Source organism: Herpetosiphon giganteus (assembly GCF_016907925.1).
Classification (GTDB): domain Bacteria; phylum Chloroflexota; class Chloroflexia; order Chloroflexales; family Herpetosiphonaceae; genus Herpetosiphon; species Herpetosiphon giganteus.
Window position 1 is genome coordinate 154,855 of record NZ_JAFBCZ010000005.1, and the last position, 20,511, is coordinate 175,365.

17 protein-coding genes and 1 tRNA gene are annotated in these 20,511 nt (G+C 51.6%); 15 read left to right on the forward strand and 3 right to left on the reverse strand.

Translation table 11 applies throughout. The features are described from left to right. Positions 1-92 precede the first annotated feature (92 nt). The 12 genes from JOD20_RS06420 (at position 93) to JOD20_RS06475 (ending at position 13,909) form a co-directional block, all read left to right on the forward strand. Positions 93-168: transfer RNA gene (locus JOD20_RS06420), tRNA-Ala, on the forward strand. Between the two features lie 117 nt (positions 169-285). Then, entirely contained in the window at positions 286-765 is a 480-nt protein-coding gene (locus JOD20_RS06425; RefSeq protein ID WP_204754465.1) for a GNAT family N-acetyltransferase, read from the forward strand. 15 nt (positions 766-780) lie between these two features. After that, positions 781-4,359: a chromosome segregation protein SMC gene (gene smc / locus JOD20_RS06430; protein WP_204754466.1), complete on the forward strand. Its 3,579-nt coding sequence runs from the start codon at positions 781-783 to the stop codon at positions 4,357-4,359. A 41-nt stretch (positions 4,360-4,400) separates the two neighbouring features. Continuing rightward, positions 4,401-4,949 (forward strand): hypothetical protein, encoded by a 549-nt coding sequence (locus JOD20_RS06435; RefSeq protein ID WP_204754467.1) that lies wholly within the window; start codon positions 4,401-4,403, stop codon positions 4,947-4,949. After that, positions 4,939-5,397, forward strand: coding sequence for a c-type cytochrome (locus JOD20_RS06440; protein WP_204754468.1), 459 nt, complete (start codon positions 4,939-4,941; stop codon positions 5,395-5,397). Before JOD20_RS06435 ends, JOD20_RS06440 begins: the two co-directional genes overlap by 11 nt. Positions 5,398-5,401: 4 nt before the next feature. Beyond that, a complete protein-coding gene (locus tag JOD20_RS06445; RefSeq protein WP_204754469.1) occupies positions 5,402-5,800 on the forward strand; it encodes a hypothetical protein in 399 nt (132 codons plus the stop codon). A 73-nt stretch (positions 5,801-5,873) separates the two neighbouring features. After that, positions 5,874-6,395, forward strand: coding sequence for a copper resistance protein CopC (locus JOD20_RS06450; protein WP_204754567.1), 522 nt, complete (start codon positions 5,874-5,876; stop codon positions 6,393-6,395). A gap of 311 nt (positions 6,396-6,706) precedes the next feature. Next, complete coding sequence (locus JOD20_RS06455; RefSeq protein ID WP_204754470.1) at positions 6,707-8,422, forward strand: copper resistance CopC/CopD family protein; 1,716 nt, start codon at positions 6,707-6,709, stop codon at positions 8,420-8,422. Beyond that, on the forward strand, positions 8,422-9,423 hold the full coding sequence (hisG, locus tag JOD20_RS06460) for an ATP phosphoribosyltransferase (RefSeq protein ID WP_204754471.1): 1,002 nt from the start codon (positions 8,422-8,424) through the stop codon (positions 9,421-9,423). Before JOD20_RS06455 ends, hisG begins: the two co-directional genes overlap by 1 nt. 29 nt (positions 9,424-9,452) lie before the next feature. Then, positions 9,453-11,813, forward strand: a complete 2,361-nt coding sequence (locus JOD20_RS06465) for a reverse transcriptase domain-containing protein (protein ID WP_204754472.1) — start codon at positions 9,453-9,455, stop codon at positions 11,811-11,813. Between the two features lie 396 nt (positions 11,814-12,209). Next, positions 12,210-13,220 carry an aminoglycoside phosphotransferase family protein gene (locus JOD20_RS06470; RefSeq protein ID WP_204754473.1) on the forward strand — a complete coding sequence of 337 codons (1,011 nt, stop codon included), beginning with the start codon at positions 12,210-12,212 and terminating at the stop codon, positions 13,218-13,220. Next, the gene (locus JOD20_RS06475; protein ID WP_204754474.1) at positions 13,202-13,909 is read left to right on the forward strand and encodes an HAD family hydrolase; all 708 of its coding nucleotides are present in this window, start codon (positions 13,202-13,204) and stop codon (positions 13,907-13,909) included. Before JOD20_RS06470 ends, JOD20_RS06475 begins: the two co-directional genes overlap by 19 nt. Positions 13,910-13,971: 62 nt before the next feature. Here JOD20_RS06475 and JOD20_RS06480 read toward each other — a convergent pair whose 3' ends face one another. Both JOD20_RS06480 and JOD20_RS06485 read right to left on the reverse strand, forming a co-directional pair. Continuing rightward, the gene (locus JOD20_RS06480) at positions 13,972-15,870 is read right to left on the reverse strand and encodes a carbohydrate binding domain-containing protein (RefSeq protein ID WP_204754475.1); all 1,899 of its coding nucleotides are present in this window, start codon (positions 15,868-15,870) and stop codon (positions 13,972-13,974) included. A 79-nt stretch (positions 15,871-15,949) separates the two neighbouring features. Continuing rightward, the gene (locus JOD20_RS06485; protein WP_204754476.1) at positions 15,950-16,180 is read right to left on the reverse strand and encodes a response regulator transcription factor; all 231 of its coding nucleotides are present in this window, start codon (positions 16,178-16,180) and stop codon (positions 15,950-15,952) included. A 149-nt stretch (positions 16,181-16,329) separates the two neighbouring features. Here JOD20_RS06485 and JOD20_RS06490 point away from each other — a divergent pair, with 149 nt between their 5' ends. Then, a complete protein-coding gene (locus tag JOD20_RS06490; protein ID WP_204754477.1) occupies positions 16,330-16,893 on the forward strand; it encodes a helix-turn-helix transcriptional regulator in 564 nt (187 codons plus the stop codon). Positions 16,894-17,003: 110 nt separating this feature from the next. Then, positions 17,004-17,282, forward strand: coding sequence for a hypothetical protein (locus JOD20_RS06495; protein ID WP_204754478.1), 279 nt, complete (start codon positions 17,004-17,006; stop codon positions 17,280-17,282). A 50-nt stretch (positions 17,283-17,332) separates the two neighbouring features. On the opposite strand, the gene JOD20_RS06500 is transcribed toward JOD20_RS06495, so the two are convergent. Continuing rightward, positions 17,333-19,294, reverse strand: a complete 1,962-nt coding sequence (locus JOD20_RS06500; protein ID WP_204754479.1) for an acetyl-CoA carboxylase biotin carboxylase subunit — start codon at positions 19,292-19,294, stop codon at positions 17,333-17,335. A gap of 167 nt (positions 19,295-19,461) precedes the next feature. On the opposite strand from JOD20_RS06500, the gene JOD20_RS06505 reads away from it, so the two are divergent. Further along, entirely contained in the window at positions 19,462-20,445 is a 984-nt protein-coding gene (locus JOD20_RS06505) for a tetratricopeptide repeat protein (RefSeq protein ID WP_204754480.1), read from the forward strand. Positions 20,446-20,511 lie beyond the last annotated feature (66 nt).

The window sequence follows — 20,511 nt, forward strand, 5'->3', positions numbered from 1 at the left end:
GCATTAGGCTACTTGTTGCATCAAATTTGACAGCCAAAACAGTCTGTGCTATAATCGCCCGCGTTGTGAACAAACACACAACACCAACAAATGGGGGTGTAGCTCACTTGGTAGAGCGTCGCAATGGCATTGCGAAGGTAAGGGGTTCGATCCCCCTCACCTCCACCAAACTAACTCAAGGCTAATCCCTTGAGTTTTTTGTTTTAGCGCTGCAAAAGCGCCTGCTGCTGCGGGTATAATAGGCCTCTGTCACGACCACCAGCCCGTTGCATTAAGGATTATTCGATGCAGATTCGTGAAGCTCGCTTTGATGAACATAGCCAAGCGTTGGAGCTTATTCGCCAAGCCTTTGTTGAATATGCAACGCTGCTTGACCCGCCATCCAGCGTTGGTTGGGAAACAGTTGAGAGCTTTCGGGCACGCATGGGCGATGGCGGCGTGTTGGTGCTTGAATCCAACCAGCAATTAATTGGCTGTGTGCTCTACGAACGGCGGGGCAACGATACGCTGTATCTTGGGCGTTTATCAGTCTTGCCAGCCTATCGCGGCCAAGGCTTGGCCAAACAGTTGGTGGCGGCGGTCGAAGCAATTGCCCAGGCAGAAGCGCGCCGGATCATTCAGATTGGCGTGCGCCTAGCCTTGCCAAAGCTGATCGCCATGTATCAACAATTAGGCTATACAATTACCGAATATCATAGCCACCAAGGCTACACCGAGCCAACCTATGTCACCATGCAGCATCATTTAGCTCCAACCACAGCCTAAAAAGTAGGGTTTTGCATGTATCTCAAACGACTTGAAATTCAGGGATTTAAGACTTTTGCCAATCGCACAGTGATTGAGTTTCCCTTGGGCGTGACCGCGATTGTCGGCCCAAATGGCAGCGGCAAATCCAACGTCACCGATGCAATTCGCTGGGTGCTGGGCGAGCAAAGTTTCTCGGCCTTGCGCTGTCGCCGCACCGAAGATTTGATTTATAGTGGCGGTGGCAAGCGCGCGGCCCAAGGCATGGCCGAAGTAGCTTTGACGATCGACAATACTGATCGTACCTTGCCACTCGATTTCAACGAAGTGACGATTATGCGCCGCTCGTTTCGGTCTGGCGAGAACGAATATTTCTTGAATAAAAATAAAGTTCGTTTGCGCGACATTCAAGAAGCCACCTCGCCCTTGGCTTCAAGTTATACCCTGATTAATCAAGGACTCGTTGATGCAGCCCTGACCTTACGCCCAGAAGAGCGCCGCAGCTTATTTGAAGATGCGGCCTCGATTAGCCTTTCGGTCAGCAAACGCGCCGAGGCCGAACGGCGGCTCAAACAAACCGAAGAAAATTTGGGCCGAATCTTGGACACTTTGGCCGAAATCGAGCCACGTTTGAAGGTGCTGCGCCGCCAAGCCCGCGAAGCAGAGCAAGTGCATGAAATTGAAACAGCCTTGCAACAAGCCTTGCTCGTGGCCTATCGTCGCCAGTGGCAAGCAGCCCAAAGCCTGGTTGCCCAAGCAGAAACAACCTTTGCCGCTGCCGAACAAGCCTTGGCCCACGCCCAAACTGAACATTCGCAAAGCGAACATCAGCTTGGCGAACTTCGCCAGCAGCGTGATTCCCAGCAGCAGATTGTCGAACAGCAACAGCAGCAATTAGCCCAATTTGAGCGTGAATGGGAAACCATCGAGCGTGAATGGGCGGTCTTGAGCGAGCGCCAACAAGCGCTGATTACGCGCCGCGATGAAGCCAACGAGCGCCAACAAACCTTTGAGCACGAGCAAAATCAAGCCCACGCTCGCGCCCTTGAGTTGGCCGAACAAGCAGCCCAAGCGCAGGCTGCCTTGCTGGCTCAACGCCAAGCGCTGAGTACGATTGAAGCTGGCGAACAAGCCACAATTGCTGCCCGCCGCGAAGCAGAGCAGGCGCTGAAACAGGCTGAAGCAGCAGCCTTGCAAGCCAGCAAAGCCTTGAATGAAGCCGAGCAGCGCGCCAAGATCCAGCACGAGCGCTGGCAAGCCTTAGCCAACGAGTTAGCTGCTAATCAACAAAAACTTGCCGCGAGCCAAGAGCGCATTCAGCAGGCCCAAACTCAGCACGAGCAAGCCCAAGCGCTGTATCAACAAGCAGAGCTTGAATTTAATCAAGCCCAAACTAATGAAGAAGCAGCCCAAAAAAGCTTGCTCGAAGCCCGCAATCTGCGTCGTGAGCACGAAGAAGCGGTAGCCTACGCCCGCCGCGAAGCCGATGCCTTGCATAGCCGCTTGGATGCATTGCGGCGAACTGCCGCTGCTGGCGCTGGCATGTTTACTGGGGTGCGCGCCGCGTTGCAGTGGGCCGAAAAACAGCAACGCCAATTTGCCGTGGTTGCTAGCGTTATCGAAGTGCCTGCCGAGCTAGAAACCGCCTTGGAAGTGGCTTTGGGCGCACGCTTGCAAAATATTATTGTGCCCCAATGGGACGATGCCGAAGCTGCGATTGCCGAACTCAAACGCAGCGATGCAGGCCGCGCGACCTTCTTGCCCTTGGATAGCCTGCGCTCGCCGCGCCCAAGCCGCATTCCCCAAGCCAAGGGCGTTTTGGGGGTGGCTAGCGAGTTAGTCAACTATGCCGAAAACTATGAGCGCGCAGTTCAGCACCTACTTGGCCGCACAATTGTGGTTGAAGATTTAGCTACAGCGCGTCGTATTTTGGCCGAATTGGATGGTGGTTGGACGATTGTGACGCTTGGCGGCGAGCAAGTTGGCTCATCGGGGGCCATGACTGGCGGGGCCAAAACCCGTGAAGCTGGCACACTGCGCCGCGAACGTGAATTGCGCGAGTTGCCAACCCAACTTGCCAACGCTCAACAGCAACTTGCCAGCAATGAACAAATCCTCAAACAAGCGATTGACACGATTGGTGCTGCTGAAAAAGCTGTCCGCGAGGCAGACCACGTGCGGCGCACCAATCGCAGTGCCATGGAAAAAGCCCGCGATAGCCTTGCCCAACGCCAACGTGGCCTGCAACAAATTGAGCAAGAGCACCAATGGCAAGCGCTGCGCAGCACCAATGTGCAACAAGAGCAAGCGAGCCTTAGCGAGCAAATCGCTGCCAGCCAAGCAGAAATTGAGCGCCATCAAACGTTTGTTGCTGAGCATGAACGCTTGGTTGCTGCCGCGCGCAATCAGGCCGAAACGGCTGCTGATGCCAGTCGGGCCAGCGAAGAGCGGGTTGCTGCTGCCCGCGCCGCGATTGTGTCGAGCGATGCAACCTTGCAAGCAACCCAACGCGCGCAACGCGATCAACAGCAGCTGATCGATGGATTGGTTCGGCGCAGCCGCGATGATCAACAACGCCAACACGAATTGGCCGAGCAATTGGCCTTGACTGAGGCCCAGAGCGTCGTTTTAGCTGAGCGTCGCCAGCAAGCCAGCGCCCAACGTGAAGCCGCCAATGCCGAACAAGCGCCATTGCTTGAAGCGCTCAATCGCATTAATGGAGCATTGCAGCAAGCAGAGCAGCATGAACGAGTAGCAGCGCAAGCGTTTGTTCAAGCTCAAGCCAGCCTCAGCCGCGCCGAAAGCCAAGTTGCTAGCGCCAATACCCGCCGCGACCATGTGTGGGAACGTTGCGCCGAAGAAAATATCGATATTGAGCAGCTGGATTTGAGCCAAACTGCTGAATTTGAGCAAGCTGAACTTTCGGCTCAAGCCCTCAACGAGCACATCGATCAATTGCGCAATAAATTGCGGCGGATGGGCACGATTAACCCGCTTGCACCGCAAGAATACACCGAACTTGGCGAACGCCATCAATTTCTAACCGAGCAAGTGCGGGATATTCGCCACGCTGCTGATGGCTTGCGCGAGTTGATTAACGAGCTTGAAACGGCCATGAACAGCCGTTTTGCCCAAACATTTAGCGCGGTAGCCGAGGAATTTAGCCAAGCCTTTACCCGTTTGTTTGGCGGTGGGACGGCGCAGTTAATTTTGAACGATCCAAATAGTAGCGAAAGTGGGATTGATATTATCGCTCAGCCGCCAGGCAAGCGCCGCCAACCGCTATCGTTGCTCTCTGGCGGCGAGCGTTCGTTGACCGCAGTGGCTTTGCTGGTTGCCTTGTTGAAAGTTAATCCCACGCCGTTTTGCGTGATGGACGAAGTTGACGCAGCCTTGGATGAAGCCAATGTTGTGCGACTTCGTGAACAATTACTTGAGATGAGCCAACATACCCAATTTGTGTTGGTGACGCATAATCGTGGTACTGTAGAAGCGGCTTCAACTCTTTATGGCGTTACAATGAATCCTGATGGAGCCTCGAAAATTTTATCGATTCGCTTGGATCAGTTGGTCGATGATGGTGGAGCAGTGCGCATTGTTGAGACTGTTGGTTAAGAAACTACCACACTATCCGGCCAAAGATTGTGATACACTCTATGCTGAAACGCCTAGGTTTGGTGGTTTGTTGGGTGGTGTTGGCTAGTTTGTGGTGGACAAATCTAGCAGCGGCCCATGGCGGCAATTACGTCATTAGTGAAACTCGCGATCAATATTTTGTCGTCGTTTCGTTGGCTCCTGGGCCGATGAGCGTTGGCCGTGGCGATGCAAGCATTGCCGTGCGTAATAGCAGCGATTTTGCAGCCTTGCCTGTCGATACAATCAGCGTGGTCTTAATTGACCCCGATGGCGAGGAATTTGGCTATACGCCAGCGCCCGAAAGCCGCCCAGAAGATGCAATTTATGGCTCGCACGATCTTGATTTTTCGAGCAGCGGCGAGTGGCAATTTTTGCTCCGTTTGACTGAGGCTGGCCAAACCCAAGAATTTCGCACAACGGTTAATGTTGCTGGTGGCATCATGCGCTGGCTCAACGTCATTCTGTACATGGTACCAATCATTGTGCTCGCAATTTTAATTACCTTGGCTGCGTTACGCAATCGGATGTTGCGCAAGGCAGCGCTGGAGTCGGATTCCCATGCAACCTAAATTTAAGCGCTGGCGACTAATTGGTTTGTTGTTGAGCATTGCAATTCCAGGCTTGATTGCTTGTGGCGAGGTAGCCCAACAAGCAACTCTCATCACAGGTGAGCCAGCCGTGCCCTATATTGAGCCAGCTTTTGGCGAGAAATTAGCCAGCGGTCAAGCTTTATTTGGCCAATATTGCGCCAATTGTCATGGCCAAAGTGGCGAGGGCATGGGGCCGTTTCCTGCGCTCAACGATGGCATGCATGCCTATTCCCACCCCGATTGGGAATTAATTTCGTTGATTCGCGATGGCAAAAATTCAATGCCTGCCTTTGGCTCGCAACTCAGCGAAGACGAAATTATTACAATTATCGCCCGCGTCAAGGCATGGTGGGGGCCTGGCAAGCTTTCCGAGCAACGCCAATTGTGTTTGATCTCACCGGGGCCAACTCCCACCTTGATGCGCTAAATTCATGAAGCAACACTGGCACAAATTAACCAATAAACAGGCGTGGTTGCCGATTGTCGGCAGCGTGGTTGGCTTGATCCTCACTCATGGAATTGCGCTGGCTTGTATTGTGTATTGTGCAGTAATACAATCTGATACCGCATTAATCGCCCACCATGGGCATCATCACCAACAGCCAATTCAGTTAATTATTGATGATTTTCAACATCTCCAACCAGCGCCGTTCACTTCGGGCGTGCTTGAGCAAGGCCATGAAGTGCCGCTTGCTTTAGCAACGATGCTGCTTGTGCTCGTTTCAATGCGGATTGCGCGTTGGGTGTACCGCAATTTAGGCATGATTGGCCGCTCGTGGATTGAACGTCCGCTTGCTCCGCCACCACGCTACCTTGGTTGCAATGCTTAATACAGGTTCCGTTTGATCGGTTTAGCATTTTTTGGCAGATCGCTGTGATCTGCTGCAACTAAGGATTTACATAATGAAACGTTTAATTGCTTTGTTGGCGTTGGTGATTATTTTTGCTCAGCCTGGGGTCAGTTCAGCGCACTCCAAATTGGTCAGTTCAACTCCTGCCGATGGCTCGAAATTGGCAGCTGCGCCAAGCGAAGTGGTTTTGACCTTCAATGATGAGTTAGAATCGGAAGGCGTGAAATTAAGCGTCACCGATGCTAATGGCACAGTCGTTGATACTGGCGATGGTCGGGTTGATTTGGCTGATCTTGAGCGCAAAACCATGCGCGTTTCGTTGAAATCGGGCTTGAGCACTGGCAGCTACACGGTTAGCTGGTCGGTTACCGGCAGCGATGGCCACGAAGTAACTGGCGCAATTGACTTTGCCGTGGGCGATGCAGCCGTGCCAACTCCTGCTCAACCAGATCATCACACCCCAGGCTTGCCAGCAACTGGCAGCAATGGCTTCAACGTCGGCATTCTGCTGGCCGCAATCATCATTTTCATGGCTGCTGGCGTGGCTTTGCGCCGCCGCTCAGTCCGTGCCTAAACGAGTATTTTCGATGCTCCAGCGTGCTAGGTTTAGGCCTAGCACGTTTTTTTACTATTGGGGGTTGGTAACCAGTGGCATGCTCTCACCTCCCAACCCCCTCTCCCACGAAAACACGGGCGAGGGGGAGCCGCCGTTTTCAATGAAGAATTGCGGTAGAACCAGAGCGTTAAAGCCCCTCGCCCGCGCCACGGGAGAGGGGTTGGGGTGAGGGAACTGAACGACTGAACGTACACCTAAGCCATACTTATGATACAACCCATAATTGAACTCTACGATTCAGTTTGTGCAACCGATAAGGAACGATAGATATGAAGCGGATTTTAGTTTTAGCTGTTTTTTTGCTCTGTTTATGGCCAAGCGTGGCGGCGGCGCATGCCTTGGTTATCGAGAGCAGCATTGTTGATGGCGCGGCGCTCGATGTTGCGCCAGCCGAGGTTGTGCTGCGATTTAGCGAGCCGCTTGACCAAAGTTATAGTTCGCTGACGCTCTACAATGAGCAATCGCAGCCAATTGGGCTTGAGCAAACCACCTTTCCCGCCGCCGATAGTATGCAGGTGGCTTTGCCTGCCGAGCTGCGCCCAGGCGAATACACCTTAATTTACAAGGTGCTTTCGACTGCCGATGGCCACCGTTCGGCTGGCTCGTTGCTGTTTAGCATCGGCACAGGAACCGTGCCAACCGCGCCTTCGGTCGAAGTTAGTGCAACTGCTGATGCTGGCCTCAGTTGGGGCGTGGTCAGTGGCCGCTCAATCGCCTTAACTGGTGGTTTAGGGGCAATCGGCGGCTTGGCTTGGTTGTTGATTTTGCTCTTGCCAGCGATTCAGCACAATCCTGAATCACGCTTGCCATTGCTGCTGCGGCCAACGATTTGGCTCACGCAATTCAGCTTGGTCTTATTGCTGATTGGCTCAATTTGGGAATTTGTGGTGCGCGCCAGCGATTTTGGCGATGGCAGCTTGGCCTCAATTCAATATGCTGATGTGCTGTCGTCGATGGCAATGAGCCGTTGGGGCATTTTGGCGTTGATTCGCTTGGTTGCGATTACGCTCTTGATTCCGTTGACCTTCTTGGCTGCCTATCGCAAGCCAATGGGCTATCTGGCCTTGGGCTTGGCCTGTTTGAGCCTCTTGACGTTTAGCATGAGCGGCCATGCTGCGGCCAATATCGATGACCCCATCACGCCAGTTGCCTCAGATTGGCTGCATATGCTGACGGCGGCGGTTTGGTTTGGCGGCTTGATTGGCATGGCTTTGAGTGCTTGGGTCTTGCGCAAAACCGAAGCTGCCGCCCGCAACAGCGCTTTGGCGTGGCTAATTGCCCGCTTTAGCCCGTTGGCTTTGTTTAGCATTGCCTTGGTGGTGCTGACGGGTACGATGCGCACCTTCGACCAACTGCCAACTTTGGCTGGTTTGTGGGAATCGCGCTACGGCCAAACCTTGTTGATCAAGCTGGCAGTGATGGTTGCCACGCTGTTGCTCGGTTTTTGGCATTGGCGCAAGCTTAATCCGCGCTTGCAAGCTGCCAAAGATCAAGCAACCGTGGTTAAAATTGGCCTGACCTTGGGCTTAGAAAGCACATTGGCCATTGGCGTGATTTTGGTCGCCAGCGCCTTGACCCAAACGCCACATCCGGTTAAAGCCGCTCCCAGCGCAGGTGGAACCGCCCAACCAACCTTGCCCACGCCAACCCCGCGTGTAGCTCAGCCCTTCAATCTGACTGCTCAGCAAGAAGGCTTGACCATGACACTCTCTATTGATGATAACCGCCCAGGTGAGCGTCGATTTAGTGCTGGCGTTCGCGATACGAATGGCGTAATTCAGCCAGATCGGGTACGCTTACGCTTTGAATCGCTTGATCTCGAAGCTGGTCAACAGGTGGCAATTCTCGAAGCCGATGCTGATGGACTCTACAGCGCAACTTCGGGAGCGCTAAGCTTGGTTGGGCGCTGGAAGATCGAAATGCAAGTGCGGCGGGTTAATCTGCCCGATGTCACTGCTGAATGGACTGTGGAGATAACGCGCTAATGCTACGTTTTGCTGTGCCTTCCAAAGGTGCTCTTGCTGATGATACGTTTCGCTTTTTCGAAAGCTGTGGCCTGAAAATCTCGCGGCCAAATCCTCGTCGCTACACTGCTTCGATTAAAGCCTTGCCCGAGGTTGAGGTTTTGTTGAATCGCGTGCCCGATATTGTCGAGAAGGTCGCCGAAGGCTCGATCGATTTGGGCGTAAGCGGCTACGATCTGGTCGAGGAACTTGGCGGCGAAAGCGATGATCTGGTGGTGGTCTACAAAGATTTGGGCTTTGGCTATTGCGATTTGGTGCTGGCCGTGCCTGATCACTGGATTGACGTAACGTCATGGCGCGATGTGGCCGACTTGGCAGCAGAGTATGCGCGCTCTGGCCGCCAACTGCGAATTGCGACCAAGTTTCCCAATTTGGTGCGCCAATGGTGCCACCAACAAGGCATCAACGTCTTTGCCTTGATCGACTCGCAAGGGGCTACCGAAGCCGCGCCATCGTTGGGATATGCAGACATCATTGCCGATTTGACAGCCACTGGGACAACCCTCCGCGATAATCATCTCAAGATGATTCAAGGAGGCACGATTCTGCAAGCGCAAGCTGCATTAATTGCCAATCGGCGCTCACTCCGCGAAAGTTCGCAAAAACAACGAGTTGTGCAATCGATTTTAGAGCTGATCGAAGCCCGCCATCGCGCCAAAACCTATGTTTCGCTAATTGCCAATGTGCCAGGCGCTGATGTCGCCGATGTTGGCGCGCGGGTGGTCGCGCATCCAGCGTTGGCGGGATTGCAAGGCCCAACGGTTTCGCCAGTGTGGAGCCGCGATGGTGGCGACGGTTGGTACGCAGTATCGTTGGTCGTCGATAGCGCCAACATTCTGCCAGCCATCGATCACCTGCGCTCGATCGGCTCAAGTGGGATCACGGTTTTGCCGGTGCACTATGTTTTTGCTGAACGATCGCAAAGTTTTGCCGCATTGAACGAATTAATGCACAAAAGCTAGCAGAATGTGGCTCCTTGCTGGAGGCACTGATGTTAACTGCAACTGAACAATTGGTAACTGCAATTAAATTGCGCGAGTTGGGCTTGCAACGTGAGCAAGCCCTTGCAACCTATGCTGAAATTAGCCAACAATTAGCCACACTTGAAGAACCCCATGCCCGCATTAAGCTCCTGCAGGAGCAATTGCAGCAATTAACCTTTGCCAAACAGCCGCTGCACCCGAGCATTAGCAACATGCGTTTATTAAGCGATCCGGCTACGCCTGCTAGCCCTGAATTAACCGCTTGGTGGTCGGCTGAGCTTGAGCGTGAATTGGCCAGTGGTCAGCTGCGCGCCGAATTGGTTTCGATATTTGGCGCAGTCTTCCAAGAGTGGCTTGATCATGCCGAAGTTAACGCGCCCCATGCTGAGCAAGCCCAGCGCTTGGTCGAACACATTAATCAGCCTGGGATGGCAACCAAGCACGGGCCAGTCCTCGATCGTATCTTTCACGATCAGCTTGATCCTGAAAGCCGCGCCGAATTAACCACCATGCTGCATGCTGAGCCAGCGTTGCTTGATGATGATTTGCGTGCTGCGATGTTGCGGCGTATTGCCAACGATAGCTTTTATAGCGCTGCCACGCGGGCCGAGGCCCGCCAAATCGTGGGCGATCCGATTATGCTCAAAGAATTGGCCGATGCTTTGTTGTTGCTGCGTGAGCATTTGGGCAGTTGGCGCTGGCCCAAGGCTGGTGTTGCCGCAGTAGCGCAATATGCACGGACCAAATGGCGCTTGTTTTTGCAAGAAGATTTGGTGACCGCGTGTTTGCATTACTTGGTTGCCGAGCAGTGGCAAGCCTATTTTGCCAAATTTTGCCAGCTCAATGGTACGTTTCCCTTGAAAAAACTCAAGCGCATCGCCCAAGATCGCGGCTACGATCGCGATTTGAACAAGCTAATTGCCGAAAGCTACACGCTGGCTAAAAGTGTCAATTTGTGGCATAGCCTGCGCCGCCCGCTTGCCCACGATGCTGCTGAACACCTTGAGTTGTATGGCAATTCCAGTTCGATTTTTGCCAGTCGGGCTAGCGAAATTCAGCGCTTGCAACAATGGAGCCAATTGGCCGAATACGATGCGCAATATGAACATAATCTTGAAATTGCGCTGCGTTTGATCAACGCCGAAATTCAGCTTGGCCTGCATGCCACACCTGATCAACCAATCTATGTGCTCAAAACTGATTTCCGTGATTATTATCCTTCGCTCAATCAGCAATTTGTGCTGGATATTTTGCAGCGGATGGGACTGAACGAGCAGCAACTTGGCTTTTTTGCCGAATATATGGCTGTGCCGTTGCAGGTCAATCAGCAAGCAACCAAGCAGCAGGTTGGCCTGCCCAATCATCGGCCAATTTCAGACATTTTGGGCGAATTGGTCCTGCGTTTGTTGGAACAGTATCTTGAATTGCATGCTCATGTGCAAATCGTGCGTTTCGTTGATGACCTGACGATTATTGCCACCGATCCCGAGGAACTTGTGAAAGCTTGGCGGGCCTTGCAAACATGGTGTGCGAGCTGTGGCTTGGCTTTGAATCAGCAAAAAACTGGCGCAATTGCGATTAATGGCCAATTGCCAAGCGAATTGCCGCAGCAAACGCCACATTGGCTCTTTCTGACCCTAGATCAGCGCGGCGTATGGCAACTTGATCAACATTTGATTCGCGAATATATTAACCAAACCACTCAAGCGATCACGAATACACCTGCAATTCTTAATAAAATTGAGGTGTATAATGGGGCTTGCAGCTACCTATGCCAAGCGATTGGCCTACGGGTCAACCTTGGAGCCAGTCATAGGGAGCAGCTGCGCACAACCTTATGGCGTTATGGCCAACAAGTTATTCAACAAGGCAGCATGGTGGCCTATGTTGGCGATTTGATTCGTCAGCGTTTGCAGAGTCGTGTGCAATTGCCAGAGGCTTGGTTTCATTGGCCAATGACGGCTGGTGGTTTGGGCATTCAACAACCGTTGATCATCGCTCATAGCTACCAAGAAACGTGGCAAACACTATCAGCACCAACCGTGCCATCAGAACGCTCAGCTTGGTGGCAACAAAACGATAATCCATGGGCTAGTTTTTATCGCCATTGGTTGCAAACAATTGAGCCAAGCGAACCAGAAGCCAACAGTGTCCTAACATCATTAACCACTGATTTTATTGCGCGGGGCGGCGAAGTGCGCGCAAGCGAACAAGCTGGTTTATCGGCCTACTGGCGCTGGATATTGGCATTGTATGGGCCGCAAATTCTCGAACGTTGTGGAAGTTTTCGGTTTCTGTTTACAGAACTTGTGCCACTTCAATTAATTGCGCGTAAATCTGCCAATAGATTGCATGGGACGCTCGAATAAAATTCCACGTGGGCAAAATCTCCATTCATTACCCGATAGTACTTTAAGGGTTGCTTTTTTAATATTAATCAAAGCCAAGCGAGGTGATTAATAACTCCTACAGGGGATAGTTAATCACCTCTGAATAGCAGGCTTAATCACCTTTTTCTACTCCCTTGACTGTGATTAACAACGCTAGCTAGCTATGTTAGTATTTGTAAACGTTTACACATATTAAAAAGCCCTAACTATACTGTGAGCAAGCAGCATCTATTCAACCATTGCTCAAGAGGCTATCAATCGTAAAGTCGTGTGAAAGTTAGGCGCTGTACATTCTAGCCATTCCCCACTGCGCGGCAATGTGAGCCGCATAACCAATGGTGGTGGAACTCGTATAAAGGAAGGAGCGGGCGAACGATGACGATCATGCTGCTCTCAGATCATCGCGCATTTCCTGCGCTACGTGATCAAGCTCTGCCAAGTTTAGGGATTTTCACGTTACACCCAACGTTCAATGTCGAACCAATTATGAATACTCCCAGTGTGCAGCGGGTGCACGAGGCGCATAGCGGAGTCCATGTGGTTATTAAATCGTTTGAGCATAAAACCGGCTTAGATGGTCGGCGCTTTTTGCCAGCCTATTCGCGGGCCTTATTGAATCGCGAAGCCACCACCTTGGCTCAGTTGCACGCGCTTGGTTTTGCCCAAGCACCCTATCTTGTGCCCCGCCCACTCGCCACCGACCCTGAGCGCCTGTTGCTAATTACCGAATGGTTGCCAGGCCAAAGTTGGGGGTCGATTCTCGAAACCACTTTGCAAACCCGCAATTTAGGCCCCTTGATGGCCTATGTCGATACGATCACTGGCTGGCTGGCCACCTTGCATCGTCGTACTGCCACCACCGATAGTATTGATTCAACCAATGCATGGGAATATTGGGAAAAATTGCTGCGCCAATTGCGTGGTCAAGGCTTGCTCAACCATGCTGCCTTAGCCAATTTGCGCATGCTCCAAGCTCATTGGGCAAACAGCGGCGAGCTGGAACAAGGCTTGCGCTCGATGATTCATGGCGATGCAACGCCAGCCAATATGCTGTTTACCGCTCCCGCTGAGCTTGCATTGATCGATTGGGAGCGATCCCGCCACGATGATCCAGCGATTGATATTGGCTGTATGGTGGCTGAATTGAAGCATGCCTTCTTCAACATGCTTGGTGATGCAACCGCTGCCGAGTGGCTGATTCGGCGGGTCTATGATCGTTATGGCTTGTTGAACGATTTTGATCAGGCCGAATTTGCCTCATTTACCCAGCGCGGCCAATTTTATATGGGCTGCTATTTGCTGCGGATTGCGCGCAACGAATGGTTTAGCTGGGACTATCGCCAACGCTTAGTGGCGGAGGCGCAGGCATGTCTGGTCGTCCGCTAGTCTTGTTTGATGTCTATGGCACGCTGGTTGATGTGCACACCGATGAGCATCAACCAGCGCTGTGGCAGCATTTGGCCCAGTGGTTGCGCTATCGGGGCGTGGCTTGTACTGCGGAAAGTTTACATAAGCGTTATTTTGTGGCGATGCAAGCCAATCTGCCTGCCCACGAACGCTATCCCGAATGGCAAACTGAGCAGGTTTGGGCTAGTTTGCTGGCCGAGTTTGGGCTTGATCCTGCTGAGGCTGTGAGCATGAGCCAATTATTGCGGGTGCTGAGCATCAAACATTTGCGGCTTTTCCCCGAAACCAAGCAAGCCCTAGAACTTTTGCGCCAGCACTACCAGCTTGGCATTGTTTCCGATGCTCAACGAGTAATTGTGCTGGCCGAATTGGCTGAACTAGGCATAGGCGAATATTTTGCGCCAATTATCATTTCTTCGGATTATGCCTATCGCAAGCCCGACCCTCGTTTGTTTGGCCATGCCTTGGCGCACGTGCCAACCTCAGCAACCAAAACTTGGTATATTGGCGATAATTTGTTGCGCGATGTTCAAGGTGCGCAGCTCGCTGGGTTGCATGCAGCTTGGGTTAAGCGCCCCCAAGCCACGACTGAAGCCTCGCAGCACAGCCCCGATTTGATTGTGCCCGATTTGCTGAGCTTTGCCCGCCATCTCATCGAGCAGCGCTAAACATAAAACGAACGCAGCTGCTCACAACTGCGCTCGTCAAAGCTAGCGATTAACCTTTGCGCTTAGGGGCACATAGGCGTTGCCTGCTCGCGAACAGCTACCGCATCGAAATTGTAATCGCCACCCATTGATTTGAGATAGAACTCGGCCCGAAATGTTGAATGATTAGTTTTTGGCTGAAAAACCGCTTCGACACACTGCCAACCTGAGCCGCTGGTAGTGAAATTTTTAGTGCCATTCTCATTAGCTGAAATACCAAGTCCCCACAAGGCCAGCGTGCCACTCAACGGTACACCGTTTGGCGAACGCACCCAAACCGCAATTCGATACGTACGGTTTCCTAGGACTCCATAGGTCAGATCTTGGGAGACTGAATGGCAGTTTTCTGAACCATTGCGATTGGCCTCCAGATAGCGATTGCCATCAACCGCAGAACCAGAGCCTGCTCCAATGTAGCATGGAGCTGAGCTTGACCAGCCCTGGGTTCCTTGCTCAAACGATGGGTTATGCAGCGCCATGGTGCTGCAAATTGGAGTTGTTTGTTCGCGCAAGGTTACATTATCGAGATGATAGTCGCCATTCATCGATTTTAGGTAGAACTGCGCTCTTAGTTTGGGATAATTTATTGTTGGTTTGAACACAGTTTCGAGACATAGCCAGTTTGTGCCTACTGTAGTGACATTGGTATTGCCATTATCATTCGACGCTGTGCCAAGCCCCCACAAGGCCAGCGTGCCACTCAACTGATTGCCATTAGACGAACGAACCATGAGCGCTAGGCGATAGGTGTGATTTGCTTGGACGGGATAAAGCGTGTCTTGGAAAATCGAGCCACAACTTTCGGTATTGCTCCGATTGGTTACCAGATAGAGGTTACCATCAATCGGTGAATCGGAATAAGTTACTGCATTGCATGGGCCATCGCGAAACCAACCTTCAAACCCATATTCAAACGAAGGATTAGCCAACTCCAATTGCACATTGGTATTTGATGAATCGAACGAAGCGCCAGCCCCACGGTGCTCGCCATTACGCTCAAAATAATTAATCGGATATTGAATTGTCCAGCCATCAACGATGTTCACGCCTTCTGGTAAAACCCAGTGGAGATGACCATAGGTAGCTGATTGATAAGCACTCGCAGTACTACCGCAACTGGGAAAGCTATCATTCAGGTAGCCCTTCCAGACGCTGCCAAGCACATAGCCTTGCGGCAACTGCTGGCCAACATTGATGATACTGCTATCAACGCTCGCTTTATCAAGGTGAAGATAGCCAAAGGTTTTGCCATCGTTGTAGCGAATATTGAGATTGACGCTGATTGAACCATAACAGACTTGGGTTACAACTCCATTGGCGGGGTTAAGCACTCGCAGGTCACCGCCATTGCGCCCAACATCCACGGCACGACCATTGTGCCAAATGGTAGGCCGCGCAGGCGATAACTGCCATCCATTACTTGCTGCCCAAGGAAAGCGATAATTAACAGCTTGAACAGCTTTTTGTTGGACTGACAACAGACTCGTTTTAGCAGCGGGCGAGAGTAAGCTATCGGGTGCATTGCTCACCTGTTGATAAAATGCTGCTTGCGGTTCGATGGCAATCGTCCAGCCCTTATCGTGATCATTGACCGCGATAGCCAATGAGCTTGCATCTAAGCTTGTAGCAGGATCGATTTTGCTTCCATCAGCACTGAGTGGCGTAATGCTGAAGAAGATCCATTCTTCGCTACTTCGGCTATCAGCAACGCTGATCGATTTTGCGCTGGCTAGCTTGGGAATATCGTTAAGCGGAATGGTTTCTAACTGATTAACCAACGTTTTTGGAAATCCAGCGGGTGCGATTGTTAGCTGGCGTAATTTTCGATTTTGCGCACTCGTTGAACTTAATGGCATGCCAATTAGATTGAACATTAATGCCAACAACCCCACCATGCCGAAGATTCTTCCTCCACCATGCATACAGAGATCCTCCAAACAAGAAAGCTAAAGATTCGCTTGGCTGCAATGTGGTAGTAAGGTTTCGATAGGTTTAGTGTAGCTAGTGCGAAAGATCTTGTATACTATGGGAACCCATACATTCTTGCTGCATGCCGCGTAATTTTAGCACTGCTTCGACCCGATTGCGAACCGCCAACTTGCGATAAATCCTAGTCAAATGCTGTTCAATTGCTACTTCACTGACACAGAGTTGGGCGGCAATTTCACGATTTAATTGGCCTTGGCTCAATAACTCGGCAACCTCGAATTCACGTTTGGTTAATTGGTTCATGACACGATACTCCAATACAGTGTTAGCTAATCAATACCAACTAAGTCGAATTCGATAGATCTATCGGTGAATTGAGCTCGCTAGAAACTGTAGCACTACGCCAACGCTGCCACTTGTGTATTTTTCAAAGTCAATGAAAGGTCGTATAAATGTCGCGCCATTCGTTTGCCGAGTTGTTGCGGGCTTTTTTTATGTTGCATCGTGATGAAACACTAACCCAAGCCCGTCTTGCTGAGCAGGTTGGAGTTTCGCTGACCACCATGAATAACTGGTTTACAGGTAAATTTCGCCCACGGTATATTCACCAAATTGAGAAAATTGCTGCTACGCTCTATTTAACGGCCTTTGAAGCTGATGTCTTGTTTTACGGTATCAACCCTGCGTGGGTGCGTTATCAAACCCCGGTTAGTGTCATTGAAGAATTTGAACTAAACAAAGTTTGGGAACATGTTGTCACACCTTCAGCAGCAGTTAAATCACAATCGATCGATTTGCGCACGATCAAGGCGACGTGGCAGCCTTATTTTTACGATGATTTTACGCAGAATGGGCATTATTGGGGGCTTGGTTGGCGCGATGATGGGGTTTGTCGCTTGGAACGCGCATTTGTCGACAAGAGCTATCAATTGACTGCCTATAGCCATTTTCACACAAATGTCTATCTTGGTGCGATTCGCCATGTTTTACGCCCGAAAATTATTATGTTTCGCTGATTGCAGAACGATTAACGCCTGCAAATAATGAAGAAGATGGATATTGTATCTTTTTTGAAGAAATATGTGATTTGAGCCATGGGATGTTTCGCATTCGCGATGATATAGGCATGGTTTCTATTTGCGAAACCCGTAATGGCGGCGATCATTGGGCGGTCTATTGTGATCGCAGTCTTCATCCAGCAATTAACATTCGTCAACCAAACTCGTTATCGATGGTTGTATTGGGGGAAGAGCACCATTTTTTTATTAATGATCAATTCGTATGGCACGGAAAGATACCGCGTTTGAGCCATTCGCGAATTGATGTGGGGATTGTAACTGGTGGTAAATTACCAGTGCAATGTCGTTTTCGCGAATTTAACGTGCTCGTACCACCCAAAAAATAAAGCAACACCTTTTAAATTAATCCAAAGGTATTGCTTTATTTGACTATTGGCTATTCGGCGCTGATTTCGGCCAAGGCTACGCCACCGCTGACTTGTTGGCCTTGACGATAGGGCAATTTGGCGACGATGCCAGCATGGGGCGCGGTCACGGTATGCTCCATTTTCATGGCTTCCATAATTAATAATGGCTGTCCAGCGCTGACGTGCTCGCCTTCGGCGACGAGGAGTTTGATAATCGTGCCGGGCATGGGCGCTTCAAGGCTGGCATCGCCTTTGTGGCCACGCTGTTGCTCAAGGCTGGGTGCTGGCGCAGGCGCAATCTGATAGCCAACGCCTTGCCAAACCAAACTTTGCTGCTCAAGCTGGGCTTGATAAATTTGGTCGGCAACCCGCACAACCATACGATTGAGATGGCGACGCAGGACGACGATTTCAAATTGCTCGTCGCCGATTGTCATCAGCCATTGTTGGGGAGCTTGCGGCTGCGCCTTGAGCACAAGCGTTTGTTCGGCGCTTTGGTAACGCAAATGATGGGGCATCTGCGCAGCGCGCCATGGCACATTCCATGGGTCAGCAACTAAAGCAGCGGCAGGATCAGGCTCCAAATCAAACAAGGCGCGGGCTGCTAAGGCCAAATTGGGTGGTAATTGCCGCTGTTGCAATTGCTCGCCAATTGCGTGGGTTTGCAGAAAATCGGTGGTAGTTGCGCCTTCGTGGTAGGCTGGCGTGTTGATAATTGCTTGCAGCAGGGGAATATTGGTGGTAACTCCCGCTACCTCGAAATGTTGCAACGCATAGCGCAAACGGGCAATTGCTTGTTGGCGCTGCTCGCCCCAAACGATCAATTTTGCCAGCATTGGGTCATAATTAATCGTCACATGATCGTCGACCGTTACCCCAGTATCAAGCCGAATACCAGGGCCTTCTGGCGGCGTGTAGCTGGTTAATTGGCCAATTGAGGGCAACATTTGCACTGGATCTTCAGCATACAGCCGCACTTCAATCGCATGGCCATTTTGCTGAATTGCCGCTTGATCAAAGGGCAAACGTTCGCCAGCGGCGATTGCAATTTGCAATTGCACCAAATCCAAGCCCGTTACCAATTCGGTCACGGGATGCTCAACTTGCAGGCGGGTATTCATTTCGAGGAAATAAAATTTGCCATCTGCATCGAGCATAAACTCTTGCGTACCAGCATTGGAATAATTGACAGCTTGGGCTAAGCGCACTGCTGCTGCGCCCATCGTGGCGCGTAATTCAGGGGTTAAGGCGATTGATGGCGATTCTTCGAGCACCTTTTGATGGCGACGCTGAATCGAGCATTCACGTTCGCCAAGATGCAGCATTGTGCCATGCTGATCGCCGAGAATTTGAAACTCGATATGGCGTGGGCGTTCGATCAGCTTTTCCAATAAAACATGCTGATCGCCAAAGGCTGCGAGGGCTTCGCGTTGGGCCGCTGCCAAGGCTGGCAAAAATTCAGCCACACTATGCACGCTGCGCATGCCTTTGCCACCGCCGCCTGCTGAGGCCTTGATTAGCAAGGGAAAGCCAATCCGTTCGGCTTCGGCGAGCAAGCGTTGTTCGCTTTGATCATCGCCGTTGTAGCCTGGAACCGTGGGCACGCCAACCGATTCGGCCAGCCGTTTGGCGGCGCTTTTCGAACCCATAGCCTCAATTGCGGCGGCGGGCGGCCCAACAAAGGCGATGCCTGCGGCGCTACAGGCGCGGGCAAAATTGGCATTTTCTGAAAGAAAGCCATAGCCTGGGTGAATTGCTTGCGCCCCAGTTTGTTGGGCAGCGGCCAGCACCGCCTCGATATTCAAATACGATTGAGCAGCGGCGGCTGGGCCAATTCGAATCGCGCGATCGGCCTCGCGAACATGCAAGGCGCGCGCGTCGGCATCGGAATACACGGCGATTGCCTCGATGCCCAATGAGCGACAAGCCCGAATCACCCGCACCGCGATTTCGCCTCGATTGGCAATTAACAAAGAGTCGAAGTAGGTCACCGTTGACACTCCGCACTAGCGATGCAGGCAGTTGCTTGCATCGTTCACGACAAATGCAGCCATTGATAGCGTTGATCAGTGGTTGGCTCCATTATACCGCCCTTACTGCTTGTGCGGTGTGTCGCGAACCTCGGTTAAAATAGGCTTGTTAATATTGAGGAAGCAGTATGACCGAACAATCAATTGATGAACTCTTGCGCTCGGCCAAAGCAGCAGCGAATCAAGGCCAGATTGAGCAAGCGCGAAAATTATTAAGCAGTATTGTGCAACGCGATCCCAACCATGAGCAAGCGTGGCTTTGGCTCAGCGGCGTGGTCGATTCCGCCGATAAAATGCGCTATTGTTTGGATCGCGTGCTGGCAATTAACCCAGATAATCAGCTGGCGCTTTCGGCGCTAGAAGATTTTGATGATCTCGCCGAGCAGCGCTTTCGCAACCAAACCCAACCTTTGGAAAGCAAAACCGTGCCACTTCCTAGTGAAACTGTGCGGCTTCCCAGCGAAACTGTGCGGCTTGAAGATCAAGCGCCGCCAACCCCAAAAGCACCCAAGCCAAAACCACGTGCCCGCACGGCTGCTATGCCGCGCCCACGCCCAGAATCGATGATCGAATCGGGTGCGGTGCATGGGGTGTTGCAAGGCCACCAGCGGGTAACGTGGGGCTATATTGGGCTTTGGGCTGGGCTAATTGCTGTGCATATGCTTTTGTTGCGTGCACCAAATTTGGCCGAACAAAGCGTTGTTCAGGCGGTTGGCGTTGTATTACAACTTGGGCTAATTATTGCCATTATTCAATTGCCAGCATGGTGGCTGTTACTCAATAACCAAAGCCGCATTCAGCACGAAACCTTGGGCCGCACCAGCTATTTGGCTTTGCTAAGCGCCATGCTTTGGCGTAGTAGTTTGCTGTTGATTGCAGGCATTGGCGTGGGATTAATTGGCGTTTGGTGGGGCGAGCCATGGTTGGCGGTGTTGCGCTTGGCCCAATTATTGATTGTGGCTTGGAGCGTGTTTAATTTGATGACCCAACTCTTGCGACCAGCCATCCCTGGCCTCGACCTTGATCGGATTGCGACGGCCAAAATGACCCAAGCCACCTTGATTTGGTTTTGCGTCTGGGCAGTCAGTTTAATTGGGGCATGGCTTTGGTAGTTAATAGCTGTTCATCAATTTATTACATCGCTGACCTAGTTTGTACCCAAGGGCCGTGCTACTATA